Annotated in this window: 12 protein-coding genes; 4 read left to right on the plus strand and 8 right to left on the minus strand. The window is 63.2% G+C overall.

The genetic code is table 11. The features are described from left to right. The first annotated feature begins 162 nt into the window (after positions 1 to 162). Positions 163 to 1,722 carry a methyl-accepting chemotaxis protein gene (locus DQ397_RS08415; RefSeq protein WP_372240751.1) on the plus strand — a complete coding sequence of 520 codons (1,560 nt, stop codon included), beginning with the start codon at positions 163 to 165 and terminating at the stop codon, positions 1,720 to 1,722. Between the two features lie 104 nt (positions 1,723 to 1,826). Here the strand turns inward: DQ397_RS08415 and gbcB are convergent, their stop codons facing one another. Then, positions 1,827 to 2,930 (minus strand): glycine-betaine demethylase subunit GbcB, encoded by a 1,104-nt coding sequence (gbcB, locus tag DQ397_RS08420; RefSeq protein ID WP_043211132.1) that lies wholly within the window; start codon positions 2,928 to 2,930, stop codon positions 1,827 to 1,829. Positions 2,931 to 3,223: 293 nt separating this feature from the next. Between gbcB and gbcA the strand changes: the two genes are divergently transcribed. Then, positions 3,224 to 4,516: a glycine-betaine demethylase subunit GbcA gene (gbcA, locus tag DQ397_RS08430; RefSeq protein WP_043211087.1), complete on the plus strand. Its 1,293-nt coding sequence runs from the start codon at positions 3,224 to 3,226 to the stop codon at positions 4,514 to 4,516. A gap of 759 nt (positions 4,517 to 5,275) precedes the next feature. On the opposite strand, the gene DQ397_RS08435 is transcribed toward gbcA, so the two are convergent. The 6 genes from DQ397_RS08435 to DQ397_RS08460 form a co-directional block, all read right to left on the minus strand. Next, the gene (locus DQ397_RS08435; protein WP_043211085.1) at positions 5,276 to 6,046 is read right to left on the minus strand and encodes an electron transfer flavoprotein subunit beta; all 771 of its coding nucleotides are present in this window, start codon (positions 6,044 to 6,046) and stop codon (positions 5,276 to 5,278) included. A 10-nt stretch (positions 6,047 to 6,056) separates the two neighbouring features. Next, positions 6,057 to 7,289: an electron transfer flavoprotein subunit alpha/FixB family protein gene (locus DQ397_RS08440; RefSeq protein ID WP_043211083.1), complete on the minus strand. Its 1,233-nt coding sequence runs from the start codon at positions 7,287 to 7,289 to the stop codon at positions 6,057 to 6,059. Next, the gene (dgcB, locus tag DQ397_RS08445) at positions 7,289 to 9,241 is read right to left on the minus strand and encodes a dimethylglycine demethylation protein DgcB (RefSeq protein ID WP_043211081.1); all 1,953 of its coding nucleotides are present in this window, start codon (positions 9,239 to 9,241) and stop codon (positions 7,289 to 7,291) included. Before dgcB ends, DQ397_RS08440 begins: the two co-directional genes overlap by 1 nt. 178 nt (positions 9,242 to 9,419) lie before the next feature. Then, positions 9,420 to 11,480: a dimethylglycine demethylation protein DgcA gene (gene dgcA, locus DQ397_RS08450; RefSeq protein WP_043211079.1), complete on the minus strand. Its 2,061-nt coding sequence runs from the start codon at positions 11,478 to 11,480 to the stop codon at positions 9,420 to 9,422. Positions 11,481 to 11,495: 15 nt separating this feature from the next. Next, entirely contained in the window at positions 11,496 to 12,026 is a 531-nt protein-coding gene (locus tag DQ397_RS08455) for a DUF5943 domain-containing protein (protein ID WP_043211077.1), read from the minus strand. A gap of 77 nt (positions 12,027 to 12,103) precedes the next feature. Beyond that, on the minus strand, positions 12,104 to 13,081 hold the full coding sequence (locus DQ397_RS08460) for a dipeptidase (RefSeq protein WP_043211075.1): 978 nt from the start codon (positions 13,079 to 13,081) through the stop codon (positions 12,104 to 12,106). Positions 13,082 to 13,356: 275 nt separating this feature from the next. Between DQ397_RS08460 and DQ397_RS08465 the strand changes: the two genes are divergently transcribed. Further along, a complete protein-coding gene (locus DQ397_RS08465; RefSeq protein ID WP_043211074.1) occupies positions 13,357 to 13,758 on the plus strand; it encodes a lysozyme inhibitor LprI family protein in 402 nt (133 codons plus the stop codon). Positions 13,759 to 13,806: 48 nt separating this feature from the next. Here DQ397_RS08465 and DQ397_RS08470 read toward each other — a convergent pair whose 3' ends face one another. Beyond that, the gene (locus DQ397_RS08470) at positions 13,807 to 14,751 is read right to left on the minus strand and encodes a GlxA family transcriptional regulator (RefSeq protein ID WP_043211072.1); all 945 of its coding nucleotides are present in this window, start codon (positions 14,749 to 14,751) and stop codon (positions 13,807 to 13,809) included. Between the two features lie 146 nt (positions 14,752 to 14,897). Here DQ397_RS08470 and choX point away from each other — a divergent pair, with 146 nt between their 5' ends. After that, positions 14,898 to 15,842: a choline ABC transporter substrate-binding protein gene (gene choX, locus DQ397_RS08475; RefSeq protein ID WP_043211069.1), complete on the plus strand. Its 945-nt coding sequence runs from the start codon at positions 14,898 to 14,900 to the stop codon at positions 15,840 to 15,842. The last annotated feature ends 53 nt before the right edge of the window (positions 15,843 to 15,895 follow it).

Here is a 15,895-nt window from a genome sequence, read left to right on the forward strand (position 1 = left end):
TTTCATTCAAGCGCGGCCCGTTTCTACCGATAACCCGAGCAGGTCACATTCTGTCGCAGGGAACGCGCATTTTATTCCTTGCCCGGATTACAACCCATGTCCCTACGCAATATGAACATTGCCCCGCGTGCGCTGTTGGGCTTTGCCCTGATCGGCGCGCTGATGCTTGGCCTTGGCACCTTCTCCCTCATCCAGATGGGCAACATCCGCCAGGCTGGCCTGGCCATCGAAGCGGTGAGCGTGCCCAGCATCAAGACGCTCGATGAACTGGCCCTGCTCAACCTGCGCATGCGCACCCTCGCCTACCGCCTGGTGCTCAACCGCGACCCACAGTTCCAGCAAGACACCCAACGCCAGATGGACGAGCGCAACGCGCAGATCGACAAGATACGCGCTACCTACCGCACGCTGGTCGAAGGCCCTCAGGAACAAGCCGCCTTCGATCGCTACAACCAACTGCTGGGCCAGTACCGCCAGCTAGAAGCGCGCATGCGCAGCTTCAGCCAGGCCAATCGCGTGGAAGAGCTGCAAAATCTGATCAACCGCGAGCTGTTCGAAAATGCCGAGCAGATCAACCAAGCCATGGCGGACCTGGTGCGCATCAACACCGACCAGACCCGAGCCACCAATGCCAGAGCCGCCAGCCAATATGACACCGCCTTCACCCTGGTCATCGGCCTGCTGGTGGCCGCTACCGTGCTGACCCTGCTGTGCGCCTTCCTGTTGACCCGCAGCATCGTCAAGCCGATCGATGAAGCGCTCAAGGCCGCCGAACAGGTCGCCGACGGTGACTTGACCCAAGTGATCCGCGCCGAGGGCAACGACGAAGCCGCCCGCCTGCTGCGCGCCATGGCGCGGATGCAGGACAAGCTGCGCGACACCCTGCAACTGATCGCAGGCTCGGCTACCCAGCTGGCCTCGGCCGCCGAGGAGCTCAACTGCGTCACCGACGAAAGCGCTCGAGGCCTGCAGCAACAGAACAACGAGATCGAACAAGCCGCCACCGCAGTCACCGAAATGACCAGCGCGGTGGAAGAAGTGGCGCGCAATGCCGTGAGCACCTCCGAAGCCTCCAGCGAGGCCAGCCGTTCGGCGGGCGATGGACGCGATCTGGTGCTGGAGACGGTGGGCGCCATCGAGCGCATGAGCAGCGATGTGCAAGCCACCGCGACACTGGTCACCCGTCTGGCATCCCAGTCCCGGGATATCGGCAAGGTCCTGGATGTGATCCGTGGCCTGGCCGATCAGACCAACCTGCTGGCACTCAATGCCGCGATCGAAGCCGCCCGTGCCGGCGAGGCTGGCCGGGGCTTTGCCGTGGTGGCTGACGAGGTACGGGCCCTGGCCCACCGCACCCAGCAGTCGACCAGCGAGATCGAACGGATGATCGCCAGCATTCAGGGCGGGACCGAAGAAGCGGTCACGTCGATGCGCACCAGCACCGAACGTGCCGAATCGACCCTTAACATCGCCCGTGGTGCCGGCCTGGCACTGGACAGCATCGCCAGCGCGGTGGCGCAGATCAACGAGCGCAACCTGGTGATCGCCAGCGCCGCCGAAGAGCAGGCCCAGGTGGCTCGGGAGGTGGACCGCAACCTGGTGAACATCAATGATCTGTCGGTGCAGAGCGCGACCGGGGCACATCAGACCAGCGTGGCCAGCGCCGACCTTTCCCGTCTGGCGGTGGACCTCAACGGCCTGGTGGCGCGTTTTCGCACTTGATGAATACATTCGCGGCGGTTCGACGCCTCGATAAACCCGCTCCCACAGGTTCTGCATCGACCTGCTGGAGCGGGTTCACCCGCAAAATGTAGGAATGGGCTGGATCAGTAGTCGATCCGCACATCCCCTTGCGGGACACTGCAGCACGACAAGATGTAGCCTTCGGCTTCGTCTTCCTCGGTGATGCCGCCGTTGTGGTCCATGACCACTTCGCCGCCGAGCTTGAGTACCTTGCAGGTACCGCAGATGCCCATGCCGCAGGCCTTGGGGATCATCAGCCCGACCTTCGCCGCAGCCGCATGCACCGTCTCGCCCGGGGCGATACGGATGCTCTTGTCGCTGCCGACGAACTCCACCAGGTTGAGGTCGGCCGCGTCGAGTTCCTCGGCCGCCTCGGCCGCCTGCTCGGCATGTTCCACAGCATCGGCCTTGGCCTCTGCCGGGGTCGCGCCAAACGACTCTTCGTGGTAGTTGCGCATGTCGAAGCCCACCGCCTCGAGCATGCGCTTGACCGCGTTCATGTAAGGCGTCGGGCCGCAGCAGAAGACCACCCGCTCCATGTAGTCAGGCGCGATCAGCTCCATCAGGCGCTGATTCAGGTAGCCACGGTAGCCCGACCAGGGCTCGCCCAGACCGTGCTTCTCGCAAATGATGTGCAGACTGAAATTGGGGATCCGCGAGGCCATCTGGTCCAGTTCGCGGTGATAGATGATGTCCTTCGGCGAACGGGCGCTATGGACGAAGACCATGTCGACATTGCCATTGGTGTCGTAGAACCAACGGGCCATGGACATCACGGGGGTGATACCGACACCGCCGGAGAGGTACAGCACCTTCGGCGCCGGGAAGTCGATGGCGTTGAACAGCCCCACCGGTCCGTGCACCGCCAGCTCGAAGCCCTCGTGCATGTTGTCGTGCAGCCAGTTGGACACCTGCCCGCCGGGTACCCGCTTGACGGTGATCGAGAAGCTGTAGGGCACCGATGGCGAGCTGGAAATGGTGTACGAGCGCATCACCTGTTTGCCATCGATCTCAAGCTCCAGGGTGACGAACTGCCCAGGCTTGAAGAAGAACATGATCGGCTGGTCGGCCATGAAACAGAAGGTGCGCACGTCCCAGGTCTCCTGGATGACCTTGACGCAGCGCACCACATGGCGGCCGTTGGCCCAGGTCTGGGTCGTGACCGGATTGAGGAAGGTATCGGACATGTTCTTCTCCAGCGGCCGACTACCGGCCTTCATGGCTCCGATAATGCGCAAGCCGGCGACGAAGTACATTCCTATCAGCGACATCGGCGTGCTTATCGCGACCAGCCCCGCGCTACAAGGGCTGGCGCGTCGGAATCGGATTCGGCCATGTCGCCCGTGGATATGGTTCCTGTCGGCGGCGAACGCACACTCCACGGCAAATGAAACAGCTGTTTTTAGCAAGCAGCCTTGCGGCAAACCACAACAACGATTAGCCACTTTCGCCGGCCGCATACGGCCCTGAGGACCAAACGATGGACGTCACCGCAACCCTGAGCCTGGGCGATCCACTGGAAGCTGCACGCAAGGCCACCGCCGAGATGCTGCAGACCCGCGAGCGCACCTACTCGCTGCCCCAGCCTTTCTACACCGACGAGCGTCTGTTCCAGATCGACATGCAGGAGATCTTCCACAAGGAGTGGTTGATCGCCGGCATGACGTGCGAGATTCCGACCAAGGGCAACTTCCTGACCCTGCAGATCGGCAAGAACCCGATCATCGTTATCCGTGGCGCCGAAGGCCAAGTGCATGCGTTCCACAACGTCTGCCGTCACCGCGGTTCGCGCCTGTGCACCAGCGACAAGGGCAAGGTGGCCAAGCTGGTCTGCCCATACCACCAGTGGACCTATGAAATCGACGGTCGCCTGCTGTTCGCCGGCACCGAGATGGGCGCCGACTTCGACATGAAGCAGTACGGCCTCAAGCCAGTGCACGTGAAGACCGCCGGTGGCTATATCTTCATCAGCCTGGCCGAGAACCCGCCAGCGATCGACGAGTTCCTGGCAACGCTCGATCACTACATGGAACCGTACGACATGGAGAACACCAAGGTGGCGGTGCAGACCACCTTGATGGAAAAAGCCAACTGGAAGCTGGTGTTGGAAAACAACCGTGAGTGCTATCACTGCAACGGTTCGCACCCTGAGCTGCTCAAGACACTGCTGGAGTGGGACGATACCAACGACCCACGCGCCGACCAGGCGTTCAAGGATCACGTCGCCGCCTCCGCTGCAGCCTGGGAAGCCGAGAAGATCCCGTACCTGCACAAGAGCCATGGCCTGCGTAACCGCATCGTGCGCATGCCGCTGCTCAAGGGCACCGTGTCCATGACCATGGACGGCAAGCAGGCGTGCAAGAAACTGATGGGCCGCATCAAGAACCCGGACCTGGGCTCGATGCGTATCCTGCACCTGCCGCACTCCTGGAACCACTGCATGGGCGACCACATGATCGTGTTCACCGTGTGGCCCATCAGCGCCCAGGAAACCATGGTCACCACCAAGTGGCTGGTGCACAAGGACGCCGTCGAAGGTGTCGACTACGACCCGGAAAACATGCGCAAGGTCTGGGACGCCACCAACGACCAGGACCGCCGTTTGGCTGAAGAGAACCAGCGCGGCATCAATTCCACCGCCTACCAGCCCGGCCCGTACTCCAAGACCTACGAGTTCGGCGTGGTCAACTTCATCGACTGGTACTCCCAGCGCGTGCTGAACAACCTGGGGGCGGAGCCAGCGCCGTACCTGAAGGAAGTCAAAGCGCAGTAAGGCATCGACGCGAAACGAAAAGAGCAGCCAGGTGGCTGCTCTTTTTTTTGCTCGAATCGGGCCAACAGCACAGTCCGGTCATGAAGAGCGATGATCAATTCTTGATCAACCTTCCCCCAGCCAAGGCCTCCCAAGGCCTGCAGCCACCGACCAACATTTTATCCACAGCCTGGCGCACAGTATTTGTGGAAACGTGGGCCGAGCAGTAGCCGGACGCTTTGATCATTATTTGACCATTCCTCTACAAGCCTTTGATTACAAGGGCTCTAGCGTTCGCCGAACACGTTGTCCACAGAGCGGCCAACAGACTTTGTGGGCAATGCGCAGGCGTTCGGCCAATGCCTGTGGATAGACCTCCAGAGCGCCCGACACAAGCGTGCTGCACAGCCGTTTCGCAGCAATTGATCAATTATTGACCAAACCTCTGCAGCCCAGGCAGATCAAGGGATTGCGCCGCTACCAAACAGATTATCCACAGAGACGCCAACAGCGATTGTGGGCAACCTGGGCCGCTTGGAATGAAAAGACCGTGTGGCGTTGATCGGCTGGGGTGGTCAAATAACAACCAGCTCTCTGCAGGCTTGATATGACGGGGCCTGTAGAGAGGCGCGAACACTTTATCAACAGGTTGGCAAACAGATTCGGTGTGTAAAAACCTAAGGGTCGCTGACCAAGCCTGCGAAGGGCTGCGAAACACCAAGAAAAAAGCCCACGCTGCAGGCCATGCAACGTGGGCTTTGGCTCTTGAACGGGCAACCGCTAGCGCAGCACCCCTTCTTCCACCAGCAACTTCAGGATCGCCTCGGCGCCTTCTTGTGGAGAAACATCCTTGAGCACCTTGCCGCCCCCACCGCTGGCCTTGGCCGTGGCGGCTTTCATGCGGTCGGCGCCACTCTTGGCCTTGATCACCTTCAGCCGCTTGGGTCGTGGACGGGCCGGCTGCAGCTCGGCATCGGCCAGCAGTTCATCCTCGACCACCGCCACGTTGCGCGCCGCCAACACGCCCCGGCGCGCGGGGCCAAAGGCGCTCTGGCGTGGCTTGGGCGCCGCGTTATCCACAGTCGCCAAGAGCGGCAGGCGCACCTTCAACCGACGCCGCTGCCCACGTGGCAAGGCCTGCAGGACTTGCGCGGTGCCGTTGTCGATGGACTCGACCTCAGCCAGGCCCACCACCAGTGGCCAGCCCAGGCGCTCGGCCAGCAAGAACGGCAACATGCCCGAGCCTTCGCCGGTTTCCGCCTGGCTGCCGGTCAGCACCAGTTGTGCCCCGGCGTCGCGCAGGTAATCGCCCAGCACGCCGAGCACATCGGCACCTGCCGGCTGCTCCAGCACATCCAGATGATCCAGGCCCATGCCCAGGTATGCGCGCAGCGCTTCCTCGCGAGGATCGCCGGCATGCACCACCTGCAAGTTATCCCCAGCCAGCTGCAAACCCAGCTCGACGGCACGTGAGTCCTGCTCGGCACGACGGGTGCGGCCGGAGCTGGGGTGAGCGCCGATGGAGACCAGGCTGATGACTTTCGTACTCATGCTCGTGCCCTTATGCCGCGTCGCGCTGACCGGCGCTGCGGTAGTTGTCCACAGCCTCGATCAACGCCTGGAGAATCGCCGAACTGTCGCCAATCACCGACAGGTCCGCCCGTTTGATCATGTCGCAGCCTGGGTCCATGTTCACCGCCACCACCTTGTCGCAGGCGCCGATGCCCTGCAGGTGCTGGATCGCCCCGGAGATACCCACAGCCACATAGACACGTGCCGTGACCCAGGTACCGGTGGCACCCACCTGGCGGTTGCGGGGCATGAAACCATCGTCCACCGCCACCCGCGAAGCGCCTTCGGTAGCACCGAGGGCGGCGGTCGCCTTGTGGAACAGATCCCAATCCTTGACGCCGTTGCCGCCGGAGACGATGAACTCCGATTCGGCCATGGCGATGGCCGCAGGATCCACCGCCACCGGGCCCAGGTCTTCGATACGCGACAGGCTGCGCGCCACGCTTGTGGACAACTCCACCGGCAGCGCTTCGTGACGGGTTTCGCTGACCGGGTCGGAGCATTCGGCCGCCGCCAGGATCAGGCGCGGCAGACCGCGCTGCAGGTCCTGCTGGCCCGCCCCGGCTCGGCCGATGCACTGGCCGTCCTTGACTTGCCATACCCGCGTCGCCGGGCGTTCGCCCAACGCGGCGGCCAGGCGCCGGCCGAGCTCGCCACCACCGGTGCGGCTGTCTGGCAGCAGCCAGTGGCGCGGGGTGAACTGGTTATCCACAGCGCGCAGACCCTGCACCAACTGCTCCGGTGCATAACCTTCGAACGCTTCGCCTTCGATGACCAGCAACCGGTCGACGCCGGCTGTGGAAAAGTTGCTTTCCTTGTGTTCGCCGAACACGATCGCCAGGACGGCGCCGTCGCTGCCGGCCAGGCTGTGGGCCAGGCCCAGCAGGTCGCGGTCGTGGCTGCCCAGACGACCACCGACCATGTCCGGAACCACGGCGATATAGAACGCCGGCTGCGCGACCTGATGCAGCGGCAGCTGCACCTCGGCCGCTGCGGTACGGCGACCGCCGCCAGCGGTGCCCTGTTGGGCGCCGCTTCGGTCGATGCGCTTGAGGCCGTTGGGGCCGATGAAGCCGGCGGCGATCGCATGGGGGTTCTTGCGGATGAGGCCGTTGGGCCCCATCCAGCGGGTCTGTTGCGTCTGCATCGCCGCGTGCAGCGGATGCAGACGGTTACGGGCGATCCACTCGGCACGAGGGTCGCGGCGGATGATGTCGCTCATCAGTGCACCTCCGCAGGTTCACGTTTGGCCGCCTGGGATTTGGCGCTGGCAGGAGCGTCGTCCTCGATCAGCACGTCGGCGACGAGCTCGGCGATGTCCTTGATCTGCGGACGGGGTTCGACCACGCCTTCGAGCATCGCAGTGCACTGTGGGCAACCCACGGCCACCAGCTCTGCCTCGGTCGTGCGGATGTCGTCCATGCGCATGTCAGGGATACGCTGCTTGCCCGGGATGTCGGTGATCGGCGCACCGCCGCCACCGCCACAGCAACGGGAGCGGAAGCCGGAGCGTTCCATCTCGCGAACCTCGATGCCGAGGGCCTTGAGCACATCGCGAGGCGCCTCGTACTCGCCGTTGTAACGGCCCAGGTAGCACGGATCGTGATAGGTGACGCTGCCACCCTTGTGCTGGCCCAGGTTGAGCTTGCTGGCCGCAATGAGTTCGGCGATGTAGGTGCTGTGGTGCTGTACCTGGTACTCACCGCCCAAGGCGCCGTACTCGTTCTTCAGCACATGGAAGCTATGCGGGTCGCAGGTGACGATGCGCTGGAAGCGGTACTTGTTCAGTGTCTGGATGTTGCGCTTGGCCAGTTGCTGGAAAGTCGCCTCATCGCCCAGCCGGCGCGCCACGTCGCCGCTGTCACGCTCTTCCAGGCCGAGCACGGCGAAGTCCACACCGGAGGCCTTGAGGACTTTGACGAAGGCCCGCAGGGTGCGCTGGTTGCGCATGTCGAAGGCACCATCACCGACCCAGAACAGCACCTCGGTGCTCTTGACCTCGGACATCAGCTTGAGATTGAGGTCGGCCGCCCAGTTCATCCGACCGCCTGGGTTGAAGCCGCCAGGGTTGTCGGTGGCGATCAGGTTGTCCAGCACCTCGGCGCCCTTGTTCGGGGTCGCGCCTTTTTCCAGGGTCAGGTGACGGCGCATGTCGACGATGGCATCGACGTGCTCGATCATCATCGGGCATTCCTCGACGCAGGCGCGGCAGGTGGTGCACGACCACAGGGTCTCGGCGTCGACCAGGCCATTGACGATCGGCTGATGCGGGTGACCGCCATGCTCGCCGATCGGCTTGCCCGGATAAGGGCTGCCGGCGAACTGTGCGTCGGTGCCACCGGCAAGACCAATGACCATGTCCTGGATGAGTTTTTTCGGGTTCAGCGGCTGGCCGGCGGCGAATGCAGGGCACATCGCCTCGCACTTGCCGCACTGCACGCAGGCATCGAAGCCGAGCAGTTGGTTCCAGGTGAAGTCCACGGGTTTTTCCACGCCCAGCGGCGCGTTCGGGTCTTCCAGGTCCAGCGGCTTGAGGCCGGTGGAGCGACCACCACCGAAACGCTCGGCGCGGCGGTGCCAGGCCAGGTGCAGGGCACCGGCGAAGGCGTGCTTCATCGGGCCGCCCCAGGTCATGCCGAAGAACAGCTCCGACACGCCCCACAGCACGCCCACACCCAGCACGGCGACCAGCAGCCAACCACCGGTACCTTCAGGCAGGATGCCGGCAACAGGCAGCGTGGCGATGAAGAAGCTCGCGGCGAACACCAGCAAGCTCTTGGGCAGGCGCATCCACGGGCCCTTGGACAGGCGCGAAGGCGGGTTCAGACGACGCTTGAAGACGAACAGGGCGCCACAGAACATCAGCACCGTGGCCGCCAGCAAGGCGTAGCCGAGGATCTTGCTCTGCAGGCCAAAGCCATGGACCAGGATCGCCAGCACGGCCGACAGCACGAAGCCGCCGGCGGTGGCTACGTGGGTCTTGGACATGTACTTGTCGCGCTCGACCACATGGTGCAGATCCACCAGATAGCGCCGCGGCATGGCCAGCAGGCCGCCGATCAGGTTGACCTTCGAAGGTCGACCACGCCGCCACATGCGCACCCGGCGCAGGGCGCCGAGCACCGCCAGGCCAAGGGCAGCGAACAGCAGGATGGGTAGAAGGGTGTTCAACATGGGAGGCTCCCACAACAGCTGGATTCTTGCACCGCCCTGGCGGCTGGATCGGCCCCTTGTGGGAAGCGGGTTTACCCGCGAATGCGTCAGATCAGACAACCATGTTGCTCGTGCTGACGCTTTCGCGGGTAAACCCGCTCCCACAGGGGCCGCGCTCAGTGGCGACGACTGTTAACGATCAGAAGTCCTTGCACAGGCGCAAGGCGTCGTAGATCGCCGCGTGGACGTTACGCTGGGCCACGCAGTCGCCGATGCGATACAGCAGGTAGCCCTCGCCCGGCTGGCTGAGGATCGGCTGCGGCTTGATGGCGAACAGCGCTTCGATATCGATCTGGCCCTTGTTGCGCGAACCTTCCTTCAGTGCGTAGTACAGCTGCTCGTCGGGACGCACGCCGTTTTCCACCACCACTTGGTCGACCACGCGCTCTTCCTTGGCGCCGGTGTATTCGTTCTCCAGCACCGCCACCAGCTTGTCGCCTTCGCGGTAGACCTTTTCCAGCATCATGTCGCCGGTCATGATCACTTCTTTGGGGTAGATGCTGCGGTAGTAGGTCGGGAAGGTGGTACCGCCCATCGCGACGCCCGGCTTGATGTCATCGGTGACGATCTCCACCTGGCTGCCCTTGTCGGCGATGAAGTCGGCGACGGACATACCGGTGAATTCGCAGATGGTGTCGTACACCAACACGTTCTTGCCCGGCGCAACCTTGCCGTCGAGCACATCCCAGCTGCTGACCACCAGCCCTTCGGCGGCGCCCCAGTGTTCGTTCTGCTCCAGGAACGAGTGCCCGCCCACAGCCAGCACGACCACGTCCGGACGCAGGTCCATGATGGTTTCGGCATCAGCGGCGGTGCCCAGGCGCAAGTCGACCTTCAGACGCGCCAGCTCCAGCTGGTACCAGCGGGTGATACCGGCGATCTGGTCGCGCTGCGGTGCCTTGGCGGCGATGGTGATCTGCCCGCCGATCTGGTCCTTCTTCTCGAACAGGGTCACATCGTGGCCACGCTCGGCGGCCACGCGTGCGGCCTCCATACCGGCAGGACCGGCGCCGACCACCACCACCTTGCGCTTGGGCCCGGTGGTCTTTTCGATGATGTGCGGCACGCCCATGTATTCACGGGAGGTCGCGGCGTTCTGGATGCACAGTACGTCCAGGCCTTGGTACTGGCGGTCGATGCAGTAGTTGGCACCGACGCACTGCTTGATCTGGTCGATCTGGCCCATCTTGATCTTGGCGATCAGGTGCGGGTCGGCCATGTGGGCGCGGGTCATACCGACCATGTCCACGTAGCCGCCTTCCAGGATGCGGGTCGCCTGGTTCGGGTCCTTGATGTTCTGCGCGTGCAGCACCGGGACCTTGACCACTTCCTTGATGCCGGCCGCCAGGTGCAGGAACGGCTCCGGCGGGTAGCTCATGTTCGGGATGACGTTGGCCAGGGTGTTGTGGGTGTCGCAACCCGAGCCGACCACGCCGATGAAATCGATCATGCCGGTGGCGTCGTAGTAGGCGGCGATCTGCTTCATGTCCTCGTGGCTCAGGCCATCGGGGTGGAATTCGTCACCACAGATACGCATGCCCACGCAGAAGTCAGGGCCTACCTCGGCACGCACGGCCTTGAGCACTTCCAGGCCGAACTTCATGCGGCCTTCGAAGGTACCGCCCCATTCGTCGGTACGCTTGTTGACCCGCGGGCTCCAGAACTGGTCGATCATGTGCTGGTGCACAGCCGACAGCTCGACGCCGTCCAGTCCACCTTCCTTCGCCCGGCGTGCGGCCTGGGCGTAGTTGCCGATCACACGCCAGATCTCTTCGACCTCGATGGTCTTGCAGGTAGCGCGGTGCACGGGTTCACGAATGCCAGACGGCGACATCAGGGTCGGCCAGTTGAAGCCGTCCCAACGCGAACGACGACCCATGTGGGTAATCTGGATCATGATCTTGGCGCCATGCTTGTGCATGGCGTCGGCCAGGTTCTGGAAGTGCGGGATGATCCGGTCGGTGGACAGGTTCACCGAAGACCACCATTCCTGCGGGCTGTCGATCGCCACCACGGACGAGCCACCGCAGATGGCCAGGCCGATGCCGCCCTTGGCCTTCTCTTCGTAATACTTGACGTAACGCTCGGTGGTCATGCCGCCGTCGGTGGCGTAGACCTCGGCGTGCGCGGTGCTGAGCACGCGGTTGCGGATGGTCAGTTTGCCGATCTGGATCGGCTGGAACATTGCTTCGAATGCCATGACGCTCTCTCCGACTTACAACGGCTTGACGATGAACAGGCCGTCGTCGTGGCCTTCTTCCGAACCACCGTAGACCTGCTCGGCCACGGTCCGAATGGAGCTGCCGCGCGCGGCGAGAATCTGATCCATGGCGCCAGCGAACCAGCCGGTGAACATGTAGTCGACCTTGCGGCCGCACTTGCCATAGACGTAGACGAAAGCCGAGTGCTTGAGCTTGACGCTGCAGGTGCCTTTATCCAGGTCGATGTCCTGGATCTCGAACAGGCCCCAACCACGCTGGGACAGGCGCTTCATGTAGTGCTCGAACACCGCGACGCCTTCCAGGCCATGGCACTCGGCCTCTTTTTCGCACCAGTGCCAGGCGGACTTGTAACCGGCCTTGTAGAGGATCTCGGCGTAGGCGTCAGCGCCCAGCACTTCCTCGATGCCGATGTGGTTGTTGACGAAGAAATGACGCGGCACATACAGCATCGGCAGGGCGTCGGTGGTCCAGACACCAGTCTCGGTATCGACTTCGATTGGCAATTGCGGGGCGATCTTGGCCATGGAAACTCAACTCCATCAAAATTTTTATTGGGTTGCCCCGACGTTGCTGGCCGGGGCTTTCAGGCTTGGAGAGCGGCTTACTCGCCCCAGACGTCTTTCAATACGTTTACCCAGTTCTCACCCATGATCTTGCGTACCACACGCTCGGAGTGGCCGCGCTTGAGCAAGGTCTCGGTGAGGTTCGGGAATTCGCCGACAGTGCGGATCCCCAGCGGGTTGATGATCTTGCCGAAGTTTGTCAGGCGACGGGCGTACCCCTTGTCGTGGGTCAGGTACTCGAAGAACTCCTGGCCGTGGCCCTGGGTGAAGTCAGTACCGATACCGATGGCGTCTTCACCGACGATGTTCATGGTGTACTCGATCGCCTCGGCGTAGTCGTCGATGGTCGAGTCGATGCCTTTGGCCAGGAACGGCGCGAACATGGTCACACCCACGAAACCACCGTGGTCGGCGATGAACTTCAGCTCTTCGTCGGACTTGTTGCGCGGGTGCTCTTTGAGGCCCGAAGGCAGGCAGTGGGAGTAGCAGACCGGCTTCTTCGACTCGAGGATGACTTCCTCGCTGGTCTTGGAGCCGACGTGGGAGAGGTCGCACATGATGCCGACGCGGTTCATCTCGGCGACGATCTCGCGACCGAAGCCCGACAGGCCACCATCACGCTCGTAGCAGCCGGTGCCTACCAGGTTCTGGGTGTTGTAGCACATCTGCACGATGCCAACGCCCAGCTGCTTGAACACATCGACGTAGGCGATCTGGTCTTCGAACGCATGGGCGTTCTGGAAGCCGAACAGGATGCCGGTCTTGCCCAGCTCCTTGGCCTTGCGGATATCGGCGGTGGTGCGCACCGGCATGACCAGGTCGCTGTTCTCGCGGATCAGCTTCTGACTGGCGGCGATGTTGTCGACAGTCGCCTTGAAGCCTTCCCAGACCGATACCGTGCAGTTGGCCGCGGTGAGGCCACCTTTGCGCATGTCCTCGAACAGTTCGCGGTTCCACTTGGCAATGATCAGACCGTCGATGACGATGCTGTCGGCGTGCAGTTCGGCTGGGCTCATCAGGCTGTCCCCTTTTATAGAGTTCGCTTGCGCCAAACCTTGTGCCGGCGCTTTGGGGCCAGCATATGCCTGCGGCCCGAGGCGCCCCGATGCAAAAACGACAGGGGGTTTGCCGAAAGCGTCAAGACGTTCAAAGGCCTCCGCTGCCGCGGGATTTGGCAATGAGAGCGAGTCTCGATAAGCGCCTTCCATGAACTTTTCTTCAGGGATCTACCGCCGCGCTTCGCGCTGAGCGAGAATCCCTGCGATTCGTCAGCCTGTTGAGGAGAAAACGGATGAAATCAATGGCATGGCTGGCCCTGGTGGCCGTCGCCCTGGGCGCCCAGGCGAGCGAGGAAGACAGCACGCCCTGCGACAACGTCGAGACCGACGCGCAGAACTACGCCTGCGCTGCCTACAACAAGCAGACCGCCGAGCGGGAGCTCAAATCGGCCTTTGACGATCTCATCCAGCGCATTACCGACCAGTACCCGGACGAAAACGACAAGGTCCAGCAATTGACCGCCCGCCTGCAGGCAGCCGAGACCCTGTGGACCCAATTGCGCGACGCCGACTGCAAAGTCGAGACCTTTGCCGAGAAGCCCGGCAGCAAGGCCTTCGAGGCAGCCTGGAACACCTGCGTGGCCCAGCGCAGCGATGACCGTTCCGAGTACTTGCAGTCCATCGGACAGCAGTGATCCTGGGGCCGCTGCGCGGCCCTGGGTTGAGCGGTCACGATCCCGAGATCAGGTCACCTTGACCAACCGATCCTCCCGCGGACATCGCTCGAACCGCGCCCGATAGCAACGGGTGAAATACGACGCCGACTCGAATCCACAGGCGATGCTCACCTCCAGCACGCTCATGTCGGTCTGGCGTAACAGCTGCCTGGCCTTGTCCAGGCGCAGTCGCAAATAGAAACCACTGGGCGTGTCGTCCAGGTGCAGGCGGAACAGTCGCTCCAGCTGACGCCGGGTGATCTGCACGGCATCGGCCAGGACCTCGGTATTGAGCGGCTGCTCGGTGTTGCGCTCCATCTCGCCGATCACCCGCACCAGCTTCTTGTTGTTGATGCCGTAGCGCGACGCGATCTGCATGCGCTGGTGATCCTGTCGCGGACGGATACGTCCGAGCACGAACTGCTCCGACACCTGCACCGCCAGTTCACTGCCATGGGTCTGGGCGATCAGGTCGAGCATCAGGTCGATGGACGCGGTGCCGCCGGCGCAGGTGATGCGTCGTCGATCGATTTCGAACAGCTCCTGGGTGGCCTGCAACCTGGGGTAGCGCTCCTTGAAGGCTTCCAACGCCTCCCAATGCACGGTCGCCCGGTGCCCATCGAGCAGCCCGGCTTCGGCCAGCACCATCGCCCCGGTATCGATGCCACCCAGCAACACGCCTTCATGGTCCAGACGGCGCAGCACTTGGTGCAATTGCGCGCCATAGCAGGCCAGTGGTTCGAAGCCGGCCACGATCAGCAGCATGCGCGCCGCCTCCCCCTCCCCCAGCACGCCATCGGCGTTCACCGACATGCCGTTGCTGGCCTGCACTGCACCGCCATCGAGGCTCAACACGCGCCAGCGGTACAGCGGCCCACGGAAGCGGTTGGCCACGCGCAGAGGCTCCAGGGCACTGATGAAGCCCATTGCCGAAAAGCCGGGCAACAGCAGAAAGTGAATGATTTCAGACATTGCATGCTCCACGGGAAAAGTGGTCGCTTCCGTGCAACTCTTGGTCGTCAGAGTGCGAATTTCCACCCCGCCACCAGCGTAGCGTGTTCACACGGCCCGCAGAGGCCGGCCCCAATAACAATATGCACTGCCGTTGGAGAGCCACCATGCACAGCTTCATCCGCCGCAGCTTGTTGTCCCTCGCGTTGAGCAGCACCCTCGCCACTCCCCTCCTGGCCGCCGAGCCCGCCGCCTGCAAAGACGTGCGCCTTGGCGTGGTCAACTGGACCGATGTCATCGCCACCAGTGCCATGGCCCAGGTCCTGCTCGATGGGCTGGGTTACCAGACCAAACAGACCAGCGCGTCGCAGCAGATCATCTTCGCCGGTATCCGCGACAAGCGCCTGGACATGTTCCTGGGCTACTGGAACCCGATCATGACCCAGACCATCACACCGTTCGTCCAGGCCGGGCAGGTCAAGGTCCTCGACAAGCCCAGCCTGGAAGATGCGCGAGCCACCCTGGCGGTACCGAAATACCTGGCCGACAAGGGCCTGAAGACGTTCGCCGACATCCACAAGTTCGAGAAGGAGCTGGGCGGCAAGATCTACGGCATCGAGCCCGGCTCCGGCGCCAACACCCAGATCAAAGCGATGATCGCCAAGAACCAGTTCGGCCTGGGCAAGTTCCAGCTGGTCGAGTCCAGCGAGGCCGGCATGCTCGCCGCCGTCGACCGCGCCGTGCGGCGCAAGCAGGCGGTGGTGTTCTTCGGCTGGGCGCCGCACCCAATGAACGTGAACCTCGATATGGTCTACCTGGGCGGCAGCCAGGACGCCCTGGGCCCTGACGAAGGCCGCGCCACGGTCTGGACCGTCACCGCGCCCGACTACGCCGAGCGCTGCCCCAACGCCCACCGGCTGCTGGCCAACCTGAGTTTCAGTGCCGAGGACGAGAGCCGCATGATGCAGCCGCTGCTCGATCACAAGGATCCGCTGGAATCCGCCCGCCAGTGGCTCAAGGACCACCCCGAGGACAAGGCACGCTGGCTCGAAGGCGTGACCACCTTCGACGGCAAGCCGGCGGCTGAGAACCTGAGTCTCAGCGCCAACTGACTCTACCGGTTCGCGGGTAACCCGCTCCCCACAACACACGATGCTGCGCCTGT

The organism is Pseudomonas sp. CK-NBRI-02, assembly GCF_008124495.1.
GTDB lineage: Bacteria > Pseudomonadota > Gammaproteobacteria > Pseudomonadales > Pseudomonadaceae > Aquipseudomonas > Aquipseudomonas guariconensis.

What these genes read in the sequence shown, in the direction of transcription:
- DQ397_RS08415 (WP_372240751.1), top strand. Translation starts at nt 163, where the DNA reads ATGCTTGGCCTTGGCACCTTCTCCCTCATCCAGATGGGCAACATCCGC.
- gbcB (WP_043211132.1), bottom strand. Translation starts at nt 2,930, where the DNA reads ATGTCCGATACCTTCCTCAATCCGGTCACGACCCAGACCTGGGCCAAC.
- gbcA (WP_043211087.1), top strand. Translation starts at nt 3,224, where the DNA reads ATGGACGTCACCGCAACCCTGAGCCTGGGCGATCCACTGGAAGCTGCA.
- DQ397_RS08435 (WP_043211085.1), bottom strand. Translation starts at nt 6,046, where the DNA reads ATGAGTACGAAAGTCATCAGCCTGGTCTCCATCGGCGCTCACCCCAGC.
- DQ397_RS08440 (WP_043211083.1), bottom strand. Translation starts at nt 7,289, where the DNA reads ATGAGCGACATCATCCGCCGCGACCCTCGTGCCGAGTGGATCGCCCGT.
- dgcB (WP_043211081.1), bottom strand. Translation starts at nt 9,241, where the DNA reads ATGTTGAACACCCTTCTACCCATCCTGCTGTTCGCTGCCCTTGGCCTG.
- dgcA (WP_043211079.1), bottom strand. Translation starts at nt 11,480, where the DNA reads ATGGCATTCGAAGCAATGTTCCAGCCGATCCAGATCGGCAAACTGACC.
- DQ397_RS08455 (WP_043211077.1), bottom strand. Translation starts at nt 12,026, where the DNA reads ATGGCCAAGATCGCCCCGCAATTGCCAATCGAAGTCGATACCGAGACT.
- DQ397_RS08460 (WP_043211075.1), bottom strand. Translation starts at nt 13,081, where the DNA reads ATGAGCCCAGCCGAACTGCACGCCGACAGCATCGTCATCGACGGTCTG.
- DQ397_RS08465 (WP_043211074.1), top strand. Translation starts at nt 13,357, where the DNA reads ATGAAATCAATGGCATGGCTGGCCCTGGTGGCCGTCGCCCTGGGCGCC.
- DQ397_RS08470 (WP_043211072.1), bottom strand. Translation starts at nt 14,751, where the DNA reads ATGTCTGAAATCATTCACTTTCTGCTGTTGCCCGGCTTTTCGGCAATG.
- choX (WP_043211069.1), top strand. Translation starts at nt 14,898, where the DNA reads ATGCACAGCTTCATCCGCCGCAGCTTGTTGTCCCTCGCGTTGAGCAGC.